The sequence below is a fragment of the Pectobacterium sp. F1-1 genome (assembly GCF_025643735.1).
GTDB classification, from domain to species: domain Bacteria; phylum Pseudomonadota; class Gammaproteobacteria; order Enterobacterales; family Enterobacteriaceae; genus Pectobacterium; species Pectobacterium colocasium.
The window spans coordinates 143,533-161,796 of sequence record NZ_CP104733.1 but is presented as its reverse complement, the minus strand read 5'-3'; the positions used below and the strand labels follow the sequence as shown (position 1 = coordinate 161,796).

Below are 18,264 nucleotides of genomic sequence, written 5' to 3'. Positions count from 1 at the left end.
AACCCACGTATTGCCGTGACATTCACGGCAATCGGCAGCCTATTGACGAGATTCGGACGAAGCTATGTATTTAAAAAAACACCAGCAGTATTTAAAAGAACACCAGCGAAAAATAACATCGGGTATTTTAATGAGCTGCGTCTTAACGCTTCCTGCTATGGCGCGAGCAGCCGATCCGCAAATCACAACGGATAACGTTCCACGAACCGAGGCAACAACCGCCGCCCCCGTTCAACTAAAGCGTGTGAAAGTGAATGCTCAGCGTACGCCTGTTCAACCGCCGACCACGCTGGCATCGGTGATCGATGGCAAAACGCTCGAAGAAGAACGGGTGTATCGCTTTGAAGAACTGTCGCAACTGGTAACAGGGCTGGATGTCGATACCGTCGATGTGATGGACACCACCGTGACCATTCGTGGGATTGGCGACGGCGGCGAGAGCGGTACGAATATCGGTATGCCGGGCAGCGTAGGGCTGTTTGTCGATGGCGTTTACTTATCCCGCCCCGGCGTCATCTCTAATGATTTGCTGGATATCGACAGCACCCGCGTATTGAAAGGCCCACAGGGGGCAGCCTACGGCTTTAACACCACTGGCGGCGCTATTGATATTCGCACCCGCAAGCCAACCTTCACACCGGAATATTCACTGGAACAATCTTTCGGGCAGCGCGGTTACCTGCAATCCAAACTGATGGCATCCGGGCCACTCAGCGACCACTGGGCGGGACGCATCAACCTGTCGCGCACGGAACGCGGTGGAAACGTCACGAATATAGAAAACGGCCATAAGCTAGGAGGCAGCAGCAATAACGGCGTGCGCGGCCAACTGCTTTATCAGCCTAATGACAGTTTTAGCCTCAGAATTACCGGCGACTACAGCGACTCCACGCAGCGTCCAGTCTCGGTACTCGTGAGCGCAACCGACGATTTTCGTAATCGCGCCCAACAGACTGGCCTTAAGGTCGTCGGTGGCCGCCAGGTCGCCATGGACGACGAGAATGTTATTCGTGTTGCGCAAGGCGGTGGATCGGTAGAGGCCAATTGGAGGCTGAAAAACGGCTATAGCGTCAATTCGCTATCGTCACTGCGCTATTTCCGCGTATTACCCAGCACGGCAGATAACTGGAATATTCCGCTCTATCACGATAGCGGCGCTGACGTACGCGATCGCGTCTGGTCACAAAGTTTTTGGCTGGATTCGCCCAAAGGCAACACGTTCGATTATTCACTGGGCGTCGATTACTGGGGAGAGAACCTCGATACCGAGGCAAACAGTCGCTACTACAACGACAACCGCGTGCGGACATGGGTAGGAAATGGCTATCAGGGCATTAACGTTCAGCGCTTTGGCACGCTGGATGACACCGTTTATTCCGTCTATGGCCGCGGAACCTGGCATGCCGCCGATAAACTGGATGTGATTGTCGGCCTGCGCCAGACCTATGAGAAAAAGGAGGGGACGTTTGTACGCAAAAATCGCGCAACCTTTGACTCTGGCCCGCTTTCGCAAACCAACCGCCTGCCTTCGGGTTCCATCAGCCTGAACTGGTTCGCAGCACCGAACGTCACCCCTTACGTCACACTGGGCTACGGGGAAAAATCCGGTGGTCTGAACGTTTCATCCGGGGCAGCAAGGCAGCTCGGAATCGATTCGCTGTACGTCGATCCAGAAAAAACCCGTTCGGCGGAGTTGGGGGTCAAAACCCACTGGTTACAGCGCAAAGTGGAATGGAATACCGCACTGTTCTGGAGCGTTGTCGAAGATTTCCAGAACAACGCCTATGACGAGGAAACGGATACCAGCTACCTGATTAACGCCGGGAAATTCCGCTCACGCGGCGGCGAAACCCAGCTGACGCTGCGCCCCATTGACGGGTTGAGTATCAGTCTGGCCGGTACGGTTCTGGATGCCCGCTACCTGAACTTCCCTAACGCCCGCTGCCCGGCAGAAATCTCCGCTGTCTCGTGCGATATGTCAGGAAAGCGCGTCTTTAAGTCCCCGACGCTGAGCTACAACACACGCGTGCGTTATCAATGGGATACACCAAACAATCTGCAAGCCTCGGTTTCCGGTCAATGGTCATGGCGGAGTTGGGCCTACGGCACGCTCGACGATTCCGAATACAACCGCATTCCAGCGTATGGCGTTCTGAACCTGTCTAGCGGACTGAGCGGCAAGCAAGGCGACAACCGCTGGAACGTCTCGCTGTGGGTGAAAAATGCGCTGGATAAAGACTACTACCGCTCCGTCAGAGGCTCCAGCGCCACAACGGGTGTGATTGGCGAACCGCGCATGGTCGGGATCTCGGTCGGCTACGACTTCAAGGGCTAACGTCATGGACAAGATGGCTTACTCACGCCGACGCTTCCTGCGCGACAGCACGCTGCTGGCGCTATCGGCACCGTTCTGGACATCGGCGCACGCCACCGCGCCTCAAGCCTCTGCCTACGCAGGCGAATCTGCACCACAGGTCAGCCTGCGCTGGCTGGACGGACAACAGCCCCGCGCGTTCACTGGCGTGACCTGGGGGGCCGCCTGGCCGCAGGGCGCGGTGCGTAACGACAGCGGCTTCCAACTGCACGATGCGCAACAGCGTGCTTACGACCTGCAAAGCTGGCCGCTGGCTCACTGGCCGGACGGTTCGATTAAATGGTCGGCACACGCGCTGGGCGGCACCACGCTGCCCGAAGATAAACTTACGCTGAAACCGACAGCCAAAGCGGAAGAGCCAACGAAGACTGGCATGGTCAGCGAGCATGAGCACGGCTGGACGGTGGAGACGGGCCGCATTCGCTATGTGATTCCACGCTCTGGCTCGCGGTTGATCGAAGAAATCTGGCGGGATAATCGGCTGGCGTTAACCAACGGCAGGCTGGTGTTGCGCATGCAGAGAGGGGCGGAGACGGATAGCACACTGACGCAGGACGCGTATCAGGGCGTGATTGATACGGTAACGGTGGAGCAAAACGGGCCACAGCGGACAGTAATTGCACTACGCGGTACGCATCACGCCCAGCAGCAGGAGCGGACGTCTATCCCCTTTATTATCCGGTTTTATAGCTATGCGAACACCGATTCACTGCGCGTTATACATACCCTGATTTATGACAACGACGACGACCTCGTTAACCTGAAAGGACTTGGGCTGGCGTTCGATGTTCCGCTTCAGGGAGAACTGCACGATCGTCACGTCCGTTTCGTTTCCGATCAAGGTGGACTCTTTCGTGAGGCGGTACGCGGCCTGAGCGGGCTACGCCGCGATCCTGGCGCGGCCGTTATCGCGGCACAGCTGGCTGGGCAAGCCACACCGCCGATCGCGGACTTTTCACCGGAGGTCGGCAAACGGCTGGATTATATTCCCGCGTTTGGCAGCTACCGCCTGACCCAACACCATCCCGACGGCTTCCAGATACATAAACGCACCGCGGCCGGACAGGGCTGGCTGCTTTCCGCCACCGGAGAACGAGCGGCGGGCGTTGGCTATCTGGGCACGCCAACCGGCGGCGTGGCGTTCGGAATTCGCCATTTCTGGCAGAGCTACCCGGCCTGTCTGGAAATCGAGAGTGCCCATACCGACACGGCGACCGTCACGCTCTGGCTGTGGTCACCGTGGGCGGAACCGATGGATATGCGCTTTTATCATGACGGGTTGGGTCAGGATACCCATGACAAACAGCGCGAAGGGCTGGCGATCACCTACGAAGATTACGAACCGGGCTTCGGTTCGGCAGTTGGCGTGGCTCGCACCAGCGAACTGTTTATTGATGTGCTGCCCGCGACGCCCGATGCGGACGATCTGGTGAATCGGGCACTGCGCATGCAACAACCGCCGCTGCTGGTGGCGGACGCTCAGGACTTGCACCGCGCGCAGGCGTTTGGCCCACTGTGGGCACCCGCCTCTTCTTCCTCTGCCACTACGCCAGCCCGCGTCCGGCTGGAGAAACAGCTGGAGGCATATTTCAATGTCTATCAGCAGGAGGTCGAACAGCGGAAATGGTACGGCTTCTGGGATTTCGGCGACGTGATGCACACGTATGACAGCGACCGTCACGTCTGGCGCTACGATGTAGGTGGCTACGCGTGGGATAACTCGGAGCTCAGCACCGATCTGTGGCTCTGGTATTACTTTCTGCACAGCGGGCGCGCCGAGGTATTTCGCATGGCGGAAGCCATGACGCGCCACACGGGCGAAGTGGACGTACACCATCTGGGACGCTTCAGTCCACTAGGGTCACGGCACAATGTTCGCCACTGGGGCGACAGCGCCAAACAGTTGCGTATTTCTACCGTCGCCAACCGTCGTTTTCTGTACTACCTCACCGCCGATGAGCGCATCGGTGAACTGATGGACGAACAGGTCGAGGCGCTACGTACGCTCGGCACCGTCCTGCCCGGCCGCAAGATCGGACAAACATCGCCCGCCGATCCGCATCACGTCAGCCTGAGCTTCGGGACGGACTGGGGCGCGGTAGCCGCCGCCTGGCTGACCGCCTGGGAACGGCACGGCGATCCAGCGATACGCGCGCGCCTGCTCACCAGTATGCAGACCATCGCGGCACAGCCACACGGCTTTTTCACTGGCGGGTCAGCTATCGATCCCGATACCGGGCGCATCGTGCTGGCACCGCCGGATCAAGTGGAGATTTCACATCTGAGCGCGGTTTTTGGTCTAACAGAAATCTGTAGTGAGCTGGTCGAAGCGCTGCCCGACCCCGCGTTTACCCGCGCGTGGCTCGACTACTGCCGACTGTATAACGACCCCGTCACGCTAAGCGTGGCCGTGGGTAAGACGGTGAAAAAGCTCAATCTGGCTCAAGGGCATGCCCGGCTGACTGCATTTGCCGCACGACGGTTGAACGATCGTGCGCTGGCGCAACGCGCCTGGACAGAGTTCACCACTGGCAGCGGCGGCATCGCTCATCCAACTCTCGAACAGCGGCGCTTAACACCTCCGACCGTGCTCTATGCGATCAATGAACCCGTGATCGATTCCACCATTGATAAATATTCCGGCAGCACCGCGGCCACCAATCTGGCGACCAATGCCGTCGCGCAGTGGGGATTAACGGCCATCGCCCTGCTGGCCTTGCTGGATGACATTCCCTCTTCTTAATGCCGCCACCCGGCGGCACGCTACAGGACATCACCATGACTGACCCAGGCTGTACTGAAAACACGCTCCTCCTGTCGCCACAGGCAGGCGGCACACATGACATTATCGATTCGCCACACCGTTCAACGTTTATCTGGTCCACGGATTCAGCCGGTCAGCCGCTACGCTGGCAGGTGGAGCAGGAAGACCCTGACCGCACGGCGATCCAGACCACGCCGGAACATCTGAGGCTGGAAAGCGCCGCCGGGCTGACGATCTGGCTAGACGCCCCACTCTCGGGCACCTACCGTATCGCCTTCACGCGCGAGGTTTTAGTCGCGGATCGCCCTTACGACCGCGTGTCCGACGTGAACCAGTTCTGGGCCGCGCGCGACCTGCATCACCCGAACCTGTTTACCCGGTACGGCAAGCTCAACGAATATGACAGCCTGAATTTGTACTATGTCGGCATGGGCGGTAACTGGAACAGCACCACGCGCTTTCGGTATTACGATGGTCACGGCGAGCGCCTGCTGCTTGGCGAATATACCGATGCTGCGCATCTGCTGCGCCCTCATCATCGCTATCGCATCGTGATTGAAGTGGATCGGCGGGAAACGCGTTTTTGGGTCGATAATGTGCTTTATTTCCACGCCAGCTATCCAAATACGCCAGCCTCAGGCTATTTCGGCTTTCGGACCGTTTTTTCACGTCAGGAAATCAGTGATTTCAGCATCACTCCGCTGTAAGCGCCGCAGGCGTGCCGTGCAGGTCGCCATCGACCTGCACGAAGGTTTCAATCAACTTGCGTGCCAGCAGGGACAGACGGGCGTCCGCCAGATAAATAATGCCGTAGTGGGTATAAAATTCGTCGGTGTTGTCGTCCAGACCCGCAATCTTCAACATATGAATCCCGTGCCGATCGGGCTCGTTGAAATGGTTGGTCGTCCCGATGGCATCCGAATGGCGCACCACGTCTAGCAGACTGTAGCCATTCTCACACTCAATGCTGGTACGAATATCCAGTTTACCGCTCAGTTGCACCAGCGCACGGTGCAGATTGGGCGGGCGGATCGTTGCCGCCAGCGGATAGGAAAAGAACTGCTCAACGGTAATTTCTTCCTGTACCGCCAATGGGTGTCCGCTACGGCAGCAGAAGCCCCAACGGTGCTGGCTCAGCGGCTGAACACGATAGCGGGTATCAAATTCAAAATTGCGCATATCCGCCACGATAAAATCCAGCTCTTCGGCCATCAGCCGATGGCCCAGCGCCTGCCAGTTATCGACACGAAAAACCATCCGCACCTTCGGGTAATGTCGGGAGAACGCCCCGATCACCTGCGGCATCAACCAGGCGGCGGGGGCTGGGCCGCAGCCAAAATTCACTTCACCCGCCTCTTTCTCATTGAACTGCTGGATATCGTTAAACAGATCGTGCGTCTGATTAATCAGGCGGCGCGCGTGTTCCAACACCACCAGCCCTTTCGGCGTCGGCTCCAGTTGGTTCATACGATCGATCAAACGTGTACCGATGGTCTGCTCCAACGACTGGATGCTGCGGCTGAAAGCGGATTGAGAAAGCTTCATCGCCTGTGCTGCCGACGTAAAATTTCGATGTTCAATCAGAGCAATAAAGTGCCGCAGTTGGCGAAGATCGATGTTCATAGCAGCAATCAGCGTGTCATCAGGACGGAAGTAACGGGCAGGCTAGCAGGTCTGAACGTGCAGAAAAAATAATAAAACCGATTTTTATATGCTCGTCGGTTATATGCGTAGCAGCTGGCGTGATGAGGGGAATAACGGAGAGAGCATTTCCACTTAATGCCATCTTCTAGATTTTATGTAATCCAGGAGATAGTTTCGTGCGCGGTAATGACGTTATTTTCATGCTACCTCGTAGCACGCGCCCGACACGGGACGGCTCAAACGCCGCTCGCCCCGTGACCCCAGGCTTTCGGCGGAAATTATGCCGCTGACGCAGTGCCTTCGTCGATATCCAGCTTAACGGACCGCTTGCGACACGCTCCATGCGTGGCGCAAGCTTTCGCCGCATCCCTGCGGCTCATCCTAAGCCTGCTATCTCCTCAGCATAATTTTTTACGCCGGATAACAGCAAAACCTGCAAGATTGGTGTCGCCGTCACTTAGCGAGCGCATCAATTCGTGGATCAGAACAGTTTTTTCGCTGTATCCAGCCAGTCGCCTTTGAAAGGACGTTTCATGTTCTCAATGGCGTCGATGATGTCGTGGTGCACCATTTTTTCATTCTGGATACCGACACAGCGGCCGCCGTAGCCCTGCTGCAACAGTTCGATAGAATAAGCGCCCATACGCGAAGCCAGAATACGGTCATACGCCACTGGTGAACCACCGCGCTGAATGTGGCCGAGCACGGTCGCACGGGTTTCGCGCCCCGTTTCTTTTTCAATGTATTTCGCCAGTTCGTCGACGTCGCACACCAGTTCAGTGATCGCCACAATCGCGTGTTTCTTGCCTTTCTCGATGCCTGCTTTGATTTCGCAGACCAGATCTTCCGGGCTGAACGGCACTTCCGGCAGAACAATGAATTCACAACCACCGGCAATCGCCGCCGCCAGCGTCAGGTCACCACAGTGGCGCCCCATCACTTCCACAATAGAAATACGCTGGTGGGAAGAGGAGGTGTCGCGCAGGCGGTCAATCGCTTCCAGCACGGTTTCCAGCGCGGTAAAGTAGCCGATAGTGTAGTCCGTACCCGCCACGTCGTTATCGATCGTGCCCGGTAAGCCGATACAAGGGAAACCCATTTCGGTCAGACGTTTCGCCCCCATATAGGAACCGTCACCGCCGATAACCACCAGCGCATCCAGACCGCGTCTTTTCATATTTTCTACGCAAACCTGACGCACCGCTTCATCACGGAACTGCGGGAAACGAGCGGATCCCAGAAACGTACCGCCACGGTTAATCACATCCGATACGCTGTAGCGATCCAACTGCTCCATGCGATCTTCATACAAGCCCTGATAGCCATCATAAATGCCGTAAACTTCCAGCCCTTCTGTGAGTGCAGCACGAACCACACCACGAATTGCCGCATTCATACCTGGTGCATCGCCACCGCTCGTCAACACTCCGATTCTTCTAATCATGACAACCTCTGGACTTGTAGATGTAATTTTGCAGGATTCTTCTATCGTAAATTCACCGCTGCCGTAAAACAGGCAGCAACGCCTTATTCTTTTATTAGCATATTATAACAAACACCCGAAGCTGAATTGATTCAGGTCAGGCTCAATTGTGCATAAATTTTCATGGCGTATCACGTTTTTAACATAAAATGCGAAACATGGCCGACTATACCGCCAGCCTGCCACGCTGATTTTCCGGCACGACGGAAATCGGATCCTGATGGATAATAATATCGGCACCCGGAAACTGTTTAAGTAATGCCTGCTCCAGTTCATCTGCAATTTGATGAGCCTGAACCAGCGGCAGGGCATCATCCATTTCCAGATGCAGCTGAATAAAGCGCGTTGGACCGGAACGTCGGGTACGCAACGCATGGGCGCCGCGAATCCCCGGCCAGTTTACGATAACCTCAGCAATGGCGCGATGCTCGTCCTCCGGCAGCGCCCGATCCAGCAGCGACTGCACGGCGTCATACCCCATGCGCAACGCGCTGTATAAAATATAGACACCGATACCCAATGCAAACAGCGAGTCGGCGCGCGTAACACCTTTCCAACTGAGTGCCAACGCCACCAGAATCGCGCCGTTCATCAACAGATCGGACTGATAATGCAGCATATCCGCCCGTACCGCCTGACTGTGCGTACGCTTCACGACCCAACGCTGGAACGATACCAGCAGCAGCGTGGCCACGAGCGCAATGAGCGTCACCCACACGCCCACTTCCGGCGCGTGCAGCGTCTGCGGTTCCAGCGAGTGTTGCAACCCCGTCAGAATCAGGAACAGTGCCGAACCGGAGATAAACATGCTCTGCGCCAGCGCCGCCAGCGATTCCGCCTTACCGTGGCCAAACGCATGTTCGGTATCCGCCGGCTGCAACGAATAGCGCACCACCAGCAGGTTCACCAGCGACGCGGCGATATCCACCAGCGAATCAACCAGCGATGCCAGCAGGCTCACCGAACCGGTGTGCCACCAGGCAAACACTTTCATTATGAACAGCACCAGCGCCACAGCCGTCGCGCTCACAGCGGCTAGCGTCACCAGACGTGCATAGTGTGGATTCATCATGCCCTCACGTAATGGCAAAAGCCGCTACTGGTCACTTAAGCCCGTTATTAGGGGAAACACAGGGGGAGGTTCCCGCAGGAGGCCTCACCCCTGTGGTCGCCCCGTGTATCTCAATGCTTCAACGATTGGCATTAGCCTGATAATGCCCTGCATTCAGCTCGTTAATGGCGTTTTTAACACACGGGAATAGCGAACAAACGTAAAAATACAGCATGCCGTCGCTAACATCGCCATCGCCGCACCGATGAAACCGATGTCAGGCAGGCCCAAATGGATAATAACCTGATTGCCCAGCAGCGCACCGCCGCCGATCCCAATGTTATAAATCCCCGAATAGAGCGCCATTGCCACGTCGGTCGCATCCGATGCCAGCGTTAGCACCTTAACCTGCATGCCCAGGCTGAGCGCCATAATGGCGATGCCCCAGACGATACACAACGTCGACAGGCTCCAGCCGCTGAATGACAACGGCAGCAGTAACAGCAAACACACCGCCAAAAACGCGAAGGAAACAATCAGGAATCCCGCTGGGTATTTGCTGCTGTAGCGGCTAAACAACATACTGCCAATGATGCCGGCACCGCCAAAAATCAACAGCAAGATAGTAGTGAAATTCTCACTCAGCAACGCCACTTTCTGGATAAACGGCTCAATATAACTGTAGGCGGTAAAGTGCGCCGTTACGATCATCACCGTCAGGCCGTACACGCACAGCAAGGCCGGACGCTTAAGCAGGAGAGGCAAACTCTTCAACGAACCGGAATTGCTGCTCGGCAACACGGGCAACAGTTTCATCAGACCCAGCATAATCGCTGCGGCGATCAGGCCAATAAGGACAAACGTTACACGCCAGCCCAAATACTGCCCGACCACACGCCCCAGCGGTAACCCCAGCACCAGCGCCAACGCCGTGCCGGTCGCCAGCAAACTTAATGCCTGCGCCTTTTTGTCCGCAGGCGCCAACCGTACCACCAGCGATGCCGTAATTGACCAAAACACCGCGTGAGCCAGCGCCACACCGATACGGGCAATGACCAGCACCCAATAATTCCAGGCCAGACCAGACAGCACATTGCTGACGACAAACAGGATAAAGATTTTGATCAGCAGGCTGCGTCGTTCCATATCACTGGACAGTAGCATGCAGGGCAACGACATCAGCCCGACCACCCAGGCATAAATCGTGATGATCAGCCCAACCTGCGCGGCGCTCATGGAAAAGCTGGCGGCAATGTCTGACAGTAACGCAACAGGGGCAAATTCCGCGGTGTTAAAAATGAATGCCGCCAGAGAAAGGCTGACGACGCGTAACCAGGCGGTCGAACGGGAAGAACGGGTCATGGTATTGATATCAAAAGTTAACATAAAAGAATGCGCCCCCCTGTCGTGGCAGAGGCTAACGCGATGGAGCAATGGTACAGGGAAAGTATGACATCGCCGTGTAATCGGCGAGCGGTCAAGGGTGTTTCAGCGTGCTTTTATGAGGATGTCAGCCAAAAGCCTGAAAACAGGTAAGGGAACATTCATGAGCATCATTTTTGGTGCTCATATTCTACGCGTTACCACTTCCTTATGCTGTCTTTTTTCGTGCCTTTCTAGCACTGCTTTGTATCCGGTTTCTATCGGTAAAGCGTAGCGGCACCAAGAGATGTTGCGGTGTAATACGCGTTTGCACTGTTGTTTTTATGCAATAAAACCGCCAAAGCGGCAGCCAGTTATACCTGTTTCATATGTTCGTTAAGTGTTTCGACAATAAACGCATTCACTGAAATTTGGCGCTCAGCTGCCGCAATGGTCAGCCGTTCCCCGAATGATTCAGGATAACGAAGAGTGAACGTTTTCACTTTCTCTTCACGCTCGTAAGGTTCAATGCCGTTTTCCTGACAATCTTCCAGATATTCACGTAGCGAAATTTCACCCTCACTCCTCAAGCCATTAATACTGTCGGCGACAAAATCACAGTAGCCAGATAAGCCAATAAACTTGCCGCGAAACATACCGATTTCCGGTACGTAACTGATAATGGCCGGCTGGCCGGAAACCACCATCGTATTTGGTGTGTTAAGTGCTTTAGTCATGGTTTTACTCCTATACTTTCCAGCCATTCGCGCAGGCTAACCAGTGCGCCTTTATCGGTATCTGGTGACGGGTGAGGACGATGGAATCGGGCAATACTCCCATTCAATAAAAATCGCACCCGTGACCCGCTACCTTCCTTAATTTCACCACCTAACGCAGTGATGAGTGACTCAACATTTGATCATTTAACACCTGAAAGCACGGGTGTTTTGAAAATTTGGCTCAGCGTTTCTCGCTGCTTTTTTCGTAGACTGGCTAGTTTTCCCTGCATTGCCGATTCCATGATGTCATTTTTTGAAGTCATTATAGAACCCATTCATTTGAAGTCAAATAGTGAAGTCAAAATATGTTGCTGCTTTTAAAAAGGCAAAAAAAACCCTCCATCATGGAGGGCAAAAAGACAGGGATGGTGTCTATGGCAAGGAAAAACAGGGTGTGTACCTACTACACATTACTACTCGGACTGCACTACGTTTACTGCTTACTACACTAGCGCTACTACTCGGGACTATCTGTCTCAACATCGTTTGTCGTGCCTGGTGATGGCGCGGACATCTGGTTAAACATGGATACCTGCTGCTGCATCTCTTTCATGCGTTGCTTATGCTTCAGCTCTAATATTTCTTTCTGCGCTGGCGTCAGCAGGTTGTACATTTGGTTGCGTACTCGGGTCATCTTAATCTGACGCTCAATCTGCACAGTCATCATTCGGGTTATCTGCGCTCGCACCGCTGCTTCATCAAACGTTTCCGCCGTCACCAGCTTGTGCATGGCTTTAACATCTTCAGTGTTAAACGCCGGTTTGTCTTGACGGCTCTGGTGCATCAAATCACGCATTTGCTGGCGCTGTTGCTCAGTCAACCTCACGCCATCGAACATACCTTGCTGACCGGATACGCCTTTTATGGCGGAATCATCGATGTGCCAGCCGCTCGCCGAGGCGTCTCCATTTTCTGCTGCAAAGGCGGTAAACGTGCCTAACATAAGCAGTGAAGCAAGAGATAAGGTTGCGAACTGTTGCATCAATAACTCTCCAGAGCGGTACGTCATTTTGTGAATCAATGAGCATGAGTCTACGCATCTTGCTGCAAACATCCGTCAGAGGATGTAAAACTACGTAAAGTCATGGAATAGCGCTAATCTATGTCGTATTTTGCCCTTGGAGGTAGAGAAAACATGAATAAAATTCTGCTGGTTGATGACGATAGAGAGCTAACGGCTTTATTGAAAGAGTTGCTCGAAATGGAAGGTTTTAACGTCGTTGTCGCCTACGACGGCGAGCAGGCGTTACAGGTATTAGATAGCACGATTGACCTGTTATTACTGGACGTAATGATGCCGAAGAAAAACGGTATCGATACATTAAAAGAACTACGACAGCAGCATCAAACACCAGTCATTATGCTGACCGCTCGCGGCAGCGAATTAGACCGCGTTCTAGGTCTGGAACTGGGTGCCGATGATTACCTGCCGAAGCCGTTTAATGACCGGGAACTGGTGGCGCGTATTCGCGCGATTCTCCGCCGTTCGAACTGGACCGATCAACAGCAGGCGGGCGATAACAGCGCGCCGACGCTGGAAGTCGACGGCCTGCGTCTGAACCCCGGACGGCAGGAAGCCAGCTTTGACGATGTTGTGCTGGATCTGACAGGCACCGAATTTACGCTACTCTATCTGTTAGCCCAGCGGCTGGGACAGGTGGTTTCCCGCGAGCATTTAAGCCAGGAAGTGCTGGGGAAACGCCTGACGCCATTTGACCGCGCGATCGATATGCATATCTCGAACCTGCGCCGTAAATTGCCAGAACGCAAGGACGGTTTGCCCTGGTTTAAAACGCTGCGTGGACGAGGCTATCTGATGGTATCCGCTGCATGATCAATAGTTTGACCGCCCGTATTTTTGCCATTTTTTGGTTAACGCTGGCGCTGGTACTCATGTTGGTTCTGATGGTGCCCAAGCTGGACTCGCGCCAGCTTACCGCCTTGCTGGAAAACGAGCAGCGACAGGGCACCATGCTGGAACAGCACATTGAAGCAGACCTTGCCAACACGCCCGCCAACGATCTGCGCTGGTGGCTACGGCTGTTCTGGGTGTTGGAGAAGTGGGCTCCGCCGGGACAGCGCCTTTTTCTGGTCACCAGTGAAGGCCGGATCTTTGGCGTAGAAAAACATGAAACCCCGATTGTGCGTAATTTTATCGGGCTATCGGATAACGCCGACCACCCGCAAAAGAAAAATTACGGCCGCATTGAGCTGCTCGGTCCTTTTGCGATCCGCGATGGTGATGACAACTACCAACTCTACCTGATTCGCCCTGCCAGCAGTCCGCAGTCGGATTTTATCAGCCTGCTGTTTGACCGCCCTTTACTGCTGCTGATCTTCACCATGTTGATCAGTTCACCGCTGCTGCTCTGGCTTGCCTGGAGTCTGGCGAAACCCGCGCGTAAACTCAAACATGCTGCCGATGAAGTCGCCAAAGGCAACTTACGCCAGCATCCTGAGCTGGAATCCGGCCCGCAGGAGTTTCAGGCGACGGGCGTCAGCTTTAACCAGATGGTCAGCGCGCTGGAACGGATGGTTACCGCACAGCAACGTCTGCTGTCGGATATCTCTCATGAGCTGCGCACGCCGCTGACGCGCTTGCAGTTGGCAACGGCGCTACTGCGTCGACGTCAGGGGGAAGGCAATGAGCTGAACCGCATCGAGACGGAAACGCAGCGGCTCGATAGCATGATTAACGATCTGCTGGTGCTCTCACGCAATCAGCACAAGAACGAGCTGACCCGTGAATTCCTACGCGCCGATGAGCTATGGGGCAATGTGCTGGACGATGCCGCCTTTGAAGCCGAGCAGATGGGGAAAACGCTGGAAGTACCTTATCCACCGGGGCCGTGGACGCTCTTTGGCAACCCTGCCTCGCTCGACAGTGCGCTGGAAAATATCGTGCGCAACGCGCTGCGCTATTCTCACAACCACATCGAAGTGGCCTTTTCAGTGGATAATCAGGGTATCACCATCAAAGTGGATGATGACGGCCCCGGAGTGAGCCCGGAAGATCGCGAACAGATTTTCCGCCCCTTCTACCGCACGGATGAAGCGCGTGACCGTGAATCCGGCGGCAGCGGTTTGGGGCTTGCCATCGTGGAAACCGCCATTACGCAGCATAAAGGCTGGGTAAAAGCGGAAGACAGCACGCTGGGTGGATTGCGCTTAATCATCTGGCTGCCGTTGCATCAACGGTAAATCGGACAGCTTCTTCCTCGCCGCCGACGTTTTCACATTCAGGTGCCCGATAGGGCACCTGTCATGTTCTGTTTACCTTCTCAAAGTTACACTGGATTGCGTTTTTTACGCGATTGCGTAGAGTGATCCCCACTCATGCCGAAAACAGGCAAGACCCGTGTTAAATGAAGGATACCAACCATGAAAGGAGTAACGCTGCTGGCTGGCGTACTGACCGCGTTAATGAGCAGTCAGGCATTCAGTTCCAGCGATGGAGTGTGCGGCTTTTCCGACTCAGAATGCGGCATGTCCGCCTTGCCTTACCTGCAACCGGGTAATGACACACGTACGAATCTGATGTTGCTGCAAAGCCGCCTCCACGGAATTTCGCTTCCGTTACCCCATCCTTTACCCGATCAAACGCGTTCACGTATCGACCCTTTTACGGCCTACCGAGTCATGGGGATCGCGGCGACGGAAACGCATCAGACGTCAGAGGCAGGAGAAGATGTCACGGCGGATGCGCCTTATCTCTCCACGCTCAATAAAGCAAAGCAGCTGAATCTTCCTTTATCTGTTCAGAGCACCATCTCCACGTTTTCACCTGATGATAACGAAGGACGGCATATTTCCAATGCGCTCTCCACGCTGGAAGCGTTTTTCGACGTTCTACTGGCAGACAAGCAACTCACCGAGGAACAGCGCACGCTGCTGGCTCATCAACGGGTAAATCTCCTCAACCCGTTGTATACCAAAGAGGCGCTGAATGAGGGTCTGGTCAGCTTGCCGGACGAAGGGCATGCTGGCGCACTCATGCACTACCTGTTTGCGGTTCTGGCGTTTTATCAGGGCCATTTTGATGAGGCGGAAAGCGGTTTTCAGGCGTTAATCTCCTCACCACAGCCGTGGGTGGCCGAAACCTCACGCTACATGCTGATTCGCGTGGCAATCAATAAAGCCATGGAAAACGCGCTTGATGAATACAACATGTTCGATGCCAGTAAAGCCGATAAGGCCGCCGCTCAACTGGCCGTTCAGCATATTGATGACTACCTGAAGCAGTATCCCGAGGGACAATACGTCGATTCCGCTAACGGACTGTATCGTCGCGCCTACTGGATCATGAATGATACGAATGCCCTGGCGAAAACGTACCAACACGAACTGGACGGCACCACCGACGTCGAAGACCTCCTTGAATTGAACGATGAGATCGACAATAAGCTGCTGGAAAATAGTCAGTTTACCAGTGCGCCAGACAGCGCGCCGTTGACGATGGTGCAAGACCTCAAGCGCTTGCGTTCAGATGAAGGCTGGCTGGCATTACCCGCCTTATCCGCTGACGAACTGGCCGTACAGAAACCGCTGTTTGAGCAAAACAACATGCAGGACGCGTTTAGCTACCTTCAAGCCGCCCAGCTGTTTTATGGTCAAAAAGATTACGCTGCCGTGGTTAACAGCGTTCCCGCGACACAAGCCAACGATCTCACCGATACCGTGCGTTTTAGTTTGCAAGTGCTGCGCGGCCGGGCGCTGGTGCGTCTGGAGCGCTGGGATGAGGCGGAAACACACTGGCGCCAGCTGTTAACGCGTAATATGGGGTACACGCAAAATCAGTTCCTGCAACTGGCACTGGCGGAAACGCTGGTCAAGGCGGGTCACCCCGAGCGGATCTTTACCGCCGACAGCCCGGTGAAAAACCTGCGTTTCCGTTCCGCCGTGCTGAAGATTAGCGCCAACGCCGATTTGCTCCGTCAGCAAACAGGTCCGCAACAGAGCCATGAGGAGCGGGCTATCGCGCTGCATACATTGTTAACCAAGTCGCTGACTCATGGCGATTACGCCAGCTATCTCAAAGATGTTCAGTTGCGAAAAGACATCGCACCGCTGGTCAGCAGCGAAAATCAAAGCTGGAATCAGGAAGATCTGACGGCGTTTGATTGGGATGGCAGCGACACCGAAGAAGACTATCAATGTCCGGCGCTGAATGACGTGGTCACGACGCTGAACCAACGCCCCAATGACGCCCGAGCGATTAACTGCCTCGGCGAATTTTTCCTGCGTACCAATAACAGCGTGGGCTTCGACTGGGGTGAAGGTAGCATGTTGAGTGGGCTCACCAACGCGCCAACGCAATTCGTCGGCACCGAATATAATCGTCTGGATGGTTATATGCGGGTGATTGCCGATCCGAAAGCGCCGCCGGAAGACAAAACCTATGCCCTATATCGCGCGGTCTACTGCTATGCGCCGAGCGGCTATAACGACTGTGGCCCACAGGAAATCAGCAAAGCCACTCGCAAAGCCTGGTTTACCCAACTGAAAACCAAGTACAAAGGCAGCGTGTGGGCAGACAAGCTCGATTATTACTGGTAACGCCGTCAACCGTGCTGATCGGCCTGCTTGCATTCTTTACGCAGGCCGCTTCCGCTAACGCAGCACCGTTAACCACCCACGCGGCACCTACCATCGTTGATGCTACGCGCTATCAGGATTTCTGGCTGTGGGCGGCGGTAAGACCGCAGCCCATCCTGCATCAGGCACAGACGCTGTACTTGCATCAGGGAGAAGTGGCTCGCCGTCAGGGCAAAGTCGTTTTCCTGCGTCAGGGGATCCCGCCCAGCCAACTGCGCGTTAACCGTGTCTGGCTGGCTTTCCGCATGACCACGCTGGAGCTTTCCGATCGCCATTTGAACCGGATGCTAAAACTGCGGGAAAAGTGGCAGCGCCACGGTAATCAGTCAGTCGGGATTCAGATTGATTTTGACGCGAAAAGCTATCAGTTATCAGGTTATGTCGCGTTTCTGACACAGCTGCGCGAGCGTCTACCCGAAGATTGTCAGCTCAGCATTACCGGGCTGCTCGACTGGTCGAAAACCGGGGATGTGTCGGCGTTGAACCGTTTACAGGGCAAGCTGGATGAAGTGGTGGTGCAAACCTATCAGGGGCGCAGCACCATTACCAACTACGCCGAGTACCTGCCCGCACTGCTGAAACTGGCTCTGCCTTTCCGAGTAGGGCTGGTACAAAACGGCAAGTGGGAACCACAGTGGCAGCAGCGCCTTGCCACTTCACCGTATTATCGCGGGGAAGTGGTTTTTCTGGTGAATCCGCCGCTGAAAAAATCCGCCACCGGCAAGCTGTAGCAAACCGTGGCTACAGGCAACCGCCGAAGCCATTTTGCCGCCAGGCTTCATAGCTGATGATCGCCACCGCATTGGACAGATTCAGGCTACGGTTATTAGACTGCATGGGAATGCGGATACGAAAATCTGGTTCGAAGCCATTGCGAATCTCATCCGGCAGACCGGACGTTTCCGATCCAAACAGCAATACATCGCCGGGCTGGTAGCTCGGTTGGTCATAAGGACGGCTGCCTTTGGTGGTACAAGCGAAGATGCGCTTACCCGGTACTGCGGCCAGAAAATCCTGATAGTTTTGATGACGGCTGACGTTCGCCAGATCGTGATAATCCAGCCCCGCACGGCGCAGCTTTTTCTCTTCAAAATCAAACCCCAGCGGTTCAATTAAATGAAGCGTACAGCCGTTATTGGCCGCCAGTCGGATGATATTGCCAGTGTTTGGTGCAATTTGAGGCTCATAGAGCGCGATATGGAACATGAGATA

Annotated in this window: 14 protein-coding genes and 1 pseudogene; 7 read left to right on the top strand and 8 right to left on the bottom strand. The window is 54.9% G+C overall.

Annotated features, from left to right (window positions below; genetic code table 11):
- Nucleotides 1-64: 64 nt before the first annotated feature.
- The 3 genes from NAL19_RS00700 to NAL19_RS00690 are packed head-to-tail and all read left to right on the top strand — an operon-like array spanning nucleotide 65 to nucleotide 5,845.
- Nucleotides 65-2,335, top strand: coding sequence for a TonB-dependent receptor (locus NAL19_RS00700; protein ID WP_263058491.1), 2,271 nt, complete (start codon nucleotides 65-67; stop codon nucleotides 2,333-2,335).
- Between the two features lie 4 nt (nucleotides 2,336-2,339).
- Nucleotides 2,340-5,117 (top strand): Tat pathway signal sequence domain protein, encoded by a 2,778-nt coding sequence (locus tag NAL19_RS00695; protein ID WP_263058490.1) that lies wholly within the window; start codon nucleotides 2,340-2,342, stop codon nucleotides 5,115-5,117.
- Entirely contained in the window at nucleotides 5,117-5,845 is a 729-nt protein-coding gene (locus tag NAL19_RS00690) for a DUF6250 domain-containing protein (protein WP_263058489.1), read from the top strand. The genes NAL19_RS00695 and NAL19_RS00690 overlap by 1 nt, the downstream gene beginning before the upstream one ends.
- Here the strand turns inward: NAL19_RS00690 and NAL19_RS00685 are convergent.
- The 7 genes and pseudogenes from NAL19_RS00685 to cpxP all read right to left on the bottom strand — a co-directional run bounded on the left by NAL19_RS00685 (nucleotide 5,832) and on the right by cpxP (nucleotide 12,439).
- Entirely contained in the window at nucleotides 5,832-6,761 is a 930-nt protein-coding gene (locus tag NAL19_RS00685; protein WP_225086478.1) for a LysR family transcriptional regulator, read from the bottom strand. The genes NAL19_RS00690 and NAL19_RS00685 overlap by 14 nt on opposite strands.
- Nucleotides 6,762-7,263: 502 nt before the next feature.
- Nucleotides 7,264-8,226, bottom strand: a complete 963-nt coding sequence (gene pfkA, locus NAL19_RS00680) for a 6-phosphofructokinase (RefSeq protein ID WP_225086477.1) — start codon at nucleotides 8,224-8,226, stop codon at nucleotides 7,264-7,266.
- Between the two features lie 205 nt (nucleotides 8,227-8,431).
- A complete protein-coding gene (gene fieF / locus NAL19_RS00675; protein ID WP_225088253.1) occupies nucleotides 8,432-9,334 on the bottom strand; it encodes a CDF family cation-efflux transporter FieF in 903 nt (300 codons plus the stop codon).
- A gap of 156 nt (nucleotides 9,335-9,490) precedes the next feature.
- Nucleotides 9,491-10,678 (bottom strand): sugar transporter, encoded by a 1,188-nt coding sequence (locus NAL19_RS00670; protein WP_225088252.1) that lies wholly within the window; start codon nucleotides 10,676-10,678, stop codon nucleotides 9,491-9,493.
- Between the two features lie 374 nt (nucleotides 10,679-11,052).
- Entirely contained in the window at nucleotides 11,053-11,415 is a 363-nt protein-coding gene (locus NAL19_RS00665; protein WP_180743071.1) for a type II toxin-antitoxin system HicB family antitoxin, read from the bottom strand.
- Nucleotides 11,412-11,687, bottom strand: a pseudogene (locus NAL19_RS00660) (type II toxin-antitoxin system HicA family toxin). Before NAL19_RS00660 ends, NAL19_RS00665 begins: the two are co-directional and overlap by 4 nt.
- A gap of 227 nt (nucleotides 11,688-11,914) precedes the next feature.
- Nucleotides 11,915-12,439 carry a cell-envelope stress modulator CpxP gene (gene cpxP / locus NAL19_RS00655; RefSeq protein WP_263058488.1) on the bottom strand — a complete coding sequence of 175 codons (525 nt, stop codon included), beginning with the start codon at nucleotides 12,437-12,439 and terminating at the stop codon, nucleotides 11,915-11,917.
- 153 nt (nucleotides 12,440-12,592) lie between these two features.
- Here cpxP and cpxR point away from each other — a divergent pair, with 153 nt between their 5' ends.
- The 4 genes from cpxR (at nucleotide 12,593) to NAL19_RS00635 (ending at nucleotide 17,783) form a co-directional block, all read left to right on the top strand.
- Entirely contained in the window at nucleotides 12,593-13,291 is a 699-nt protein-coding gene (cpxR, locus tag NAL19_RS00650; protein ID WP_225086475.1) for an envelope stress response regulator transcription factor CpxR, read from the top strand.
- Nucleotides 13,288-14,658 carry an envelope stress sensor histidine kinase CpxA gene (cpxA, locus tag NAL19_RS00645; protein WP_263058487.1) on the top strand — a complete coding sequence of 457 codons (1,371 nt, stop codon included), beginning with the start codon at nucleotides 13,288-13,290 and terminating at the stop codon, nucleotides 14,656-14,658. Before cpxR ends, cpxA begins: the two co-directional genes overlap by 4 nt.
- 180 nt (nucleotides 14,659-14,838) lie before the next feature.
- The gene (locus NAL19_RS00640; protein ID WP_225086473.1) at nucleotides 14,839-17,013 is read left to right on the top strand and encodes a hypothetical protein; all 2,175 of its coding nucleotides are present in this window, start codon (nucleotides 14,839-14,841) and stop codon (nucleotides 17,011-17,013) included.
- The gene (locus NAL19_RS00635) at nucleotides 16,983-17,783 is read left to right on the top strand and encodes a DUF3142 domain-containing protein (RefSeq protein ID WP_263058486.1); all 801 of its coding nucleotides are present in this window, start codon (nucleotides 16,983-16,985) and stop codon (nucleotides 17,781-17,783) included. The genes NAL19_RS00640 and NAL19_RS00635 overlap by 31 nt, the downstream gene beginning before the upstream one ends.
- A gap of 10 nt (nucleotides 17,784-17,793) precedes the next feature.
- Here NAL19_RS00635 and NAL19_RS00630 read toward each other — a convergent pair whose 3' ends face one another.
- Entirely contained in the window at nucleotides 17,794-18,258 is a 465-nt protein-coding gene (locus NAL19_RS00630) for a tRNA (cytidine(34)-2'-O)-methyltransferase (protein ID WP_225086471.1), read from the bottom strand.
- Nucleotides 18,259-18,264 lie beyond the last annotated feature (6 nt).

What these genes read in the sequence shown, in the direction of transcription:
- NAL19_RS00695 (WP_263058490.1), top strand. Translation starts at nt 2,340, where the DNA reads ATGGACAAGATGGCTTACTCACGCCGACGCTTCCTGCGCGACAGCACG.
- pfkA (WP_225086477.1), bottom strand. Translation starts at nt 8,226, where the DNA reads ATGATTAGAAGAATCGGAGTGTTGACGAGCGGTGGCGATGCACCAGGT.
- cpxR (WP_225086475.1), top strand. Translation starts at nt 12,593, where the DNA reads ATGAATAAAATTCTGCTGGTTGATGACGATAGAGAGCTAACGGCTTTA.
- NAL19_RS00685 (WP_225086478.1), bottom strand. Translation starts at nt 6,761, where the DNA reads ATGAACATCGATCTTCGCCAACTGCGGCACTTTATTGCTCTGATTGAA.
- cpxP (WP_263058488.1), bottom strand. Translation starts at nt 12,439, where the DNA reads ATGCAACAGTTCGCAACCTTATCTCTTGCTTCACTGCTTATGTTAGGC.
- NAL19_RS00690 (WP_263058489.1), top strand. Translation starts at nt 5,117, where the DNA reads ATGCCGCCACCCGGCGGCACGCTACAGGACATCACCATGACTGACCCA.
- NAL19_RS00640 (WP_225086473.1), top strand. Translation starts at nt 14,839, where the DNA reads ATGAAAGGAGTAACGCTGCTGGCTGGCGTACTGACCGCGTTAATGAGC.
- NAL19_RS00665 (WP_180743071.1), bottom strand. Translation starts at nt 11,415, where the DNA reads ATGACTAAAGCACTTAACACACCAAATACGATGGTGGTTTCCGGCCAG.
- NAL19_RS00670 (WP_225088252.1), bottom strand. Translation starts at nt 10,678, where the DNA reads ATGACCCGTTCTTCCCGTTCGACCGCCTGGTTACGCGTCGTCAGCCTT.
- fieF (WP_225088253.1), bottom strand. Translation starts at nt 9,334, where the DNA reads ATGAATCCACACTATGCACGTCTGGTGACGCTAGCCGCTGTGAGCGCG.
- NAL19_RS00630 (WP_225086471.1), bottom strand. Translation starts at nt 18,258, where the DNA reads ATGTTCCATATCGCGCTCTATGAGCCTCAAATTGCACCAAACACTGGC.
- cpxA (WP_263058487.1), top strand. Translation starts at nt 13,288, where the DNA reads ATGATCAATAGTTTGACCGCCCGTATTTTTGCCATTTTTTGGTTAACG.
- NAL19_RS00700 (WP_263058491.1), top strand. Translation starts at nt 65, where the DNA reads ATGTATTTAAAAAAACACCAGCAGTATTTAAAAGAACACCAGCGAAAA.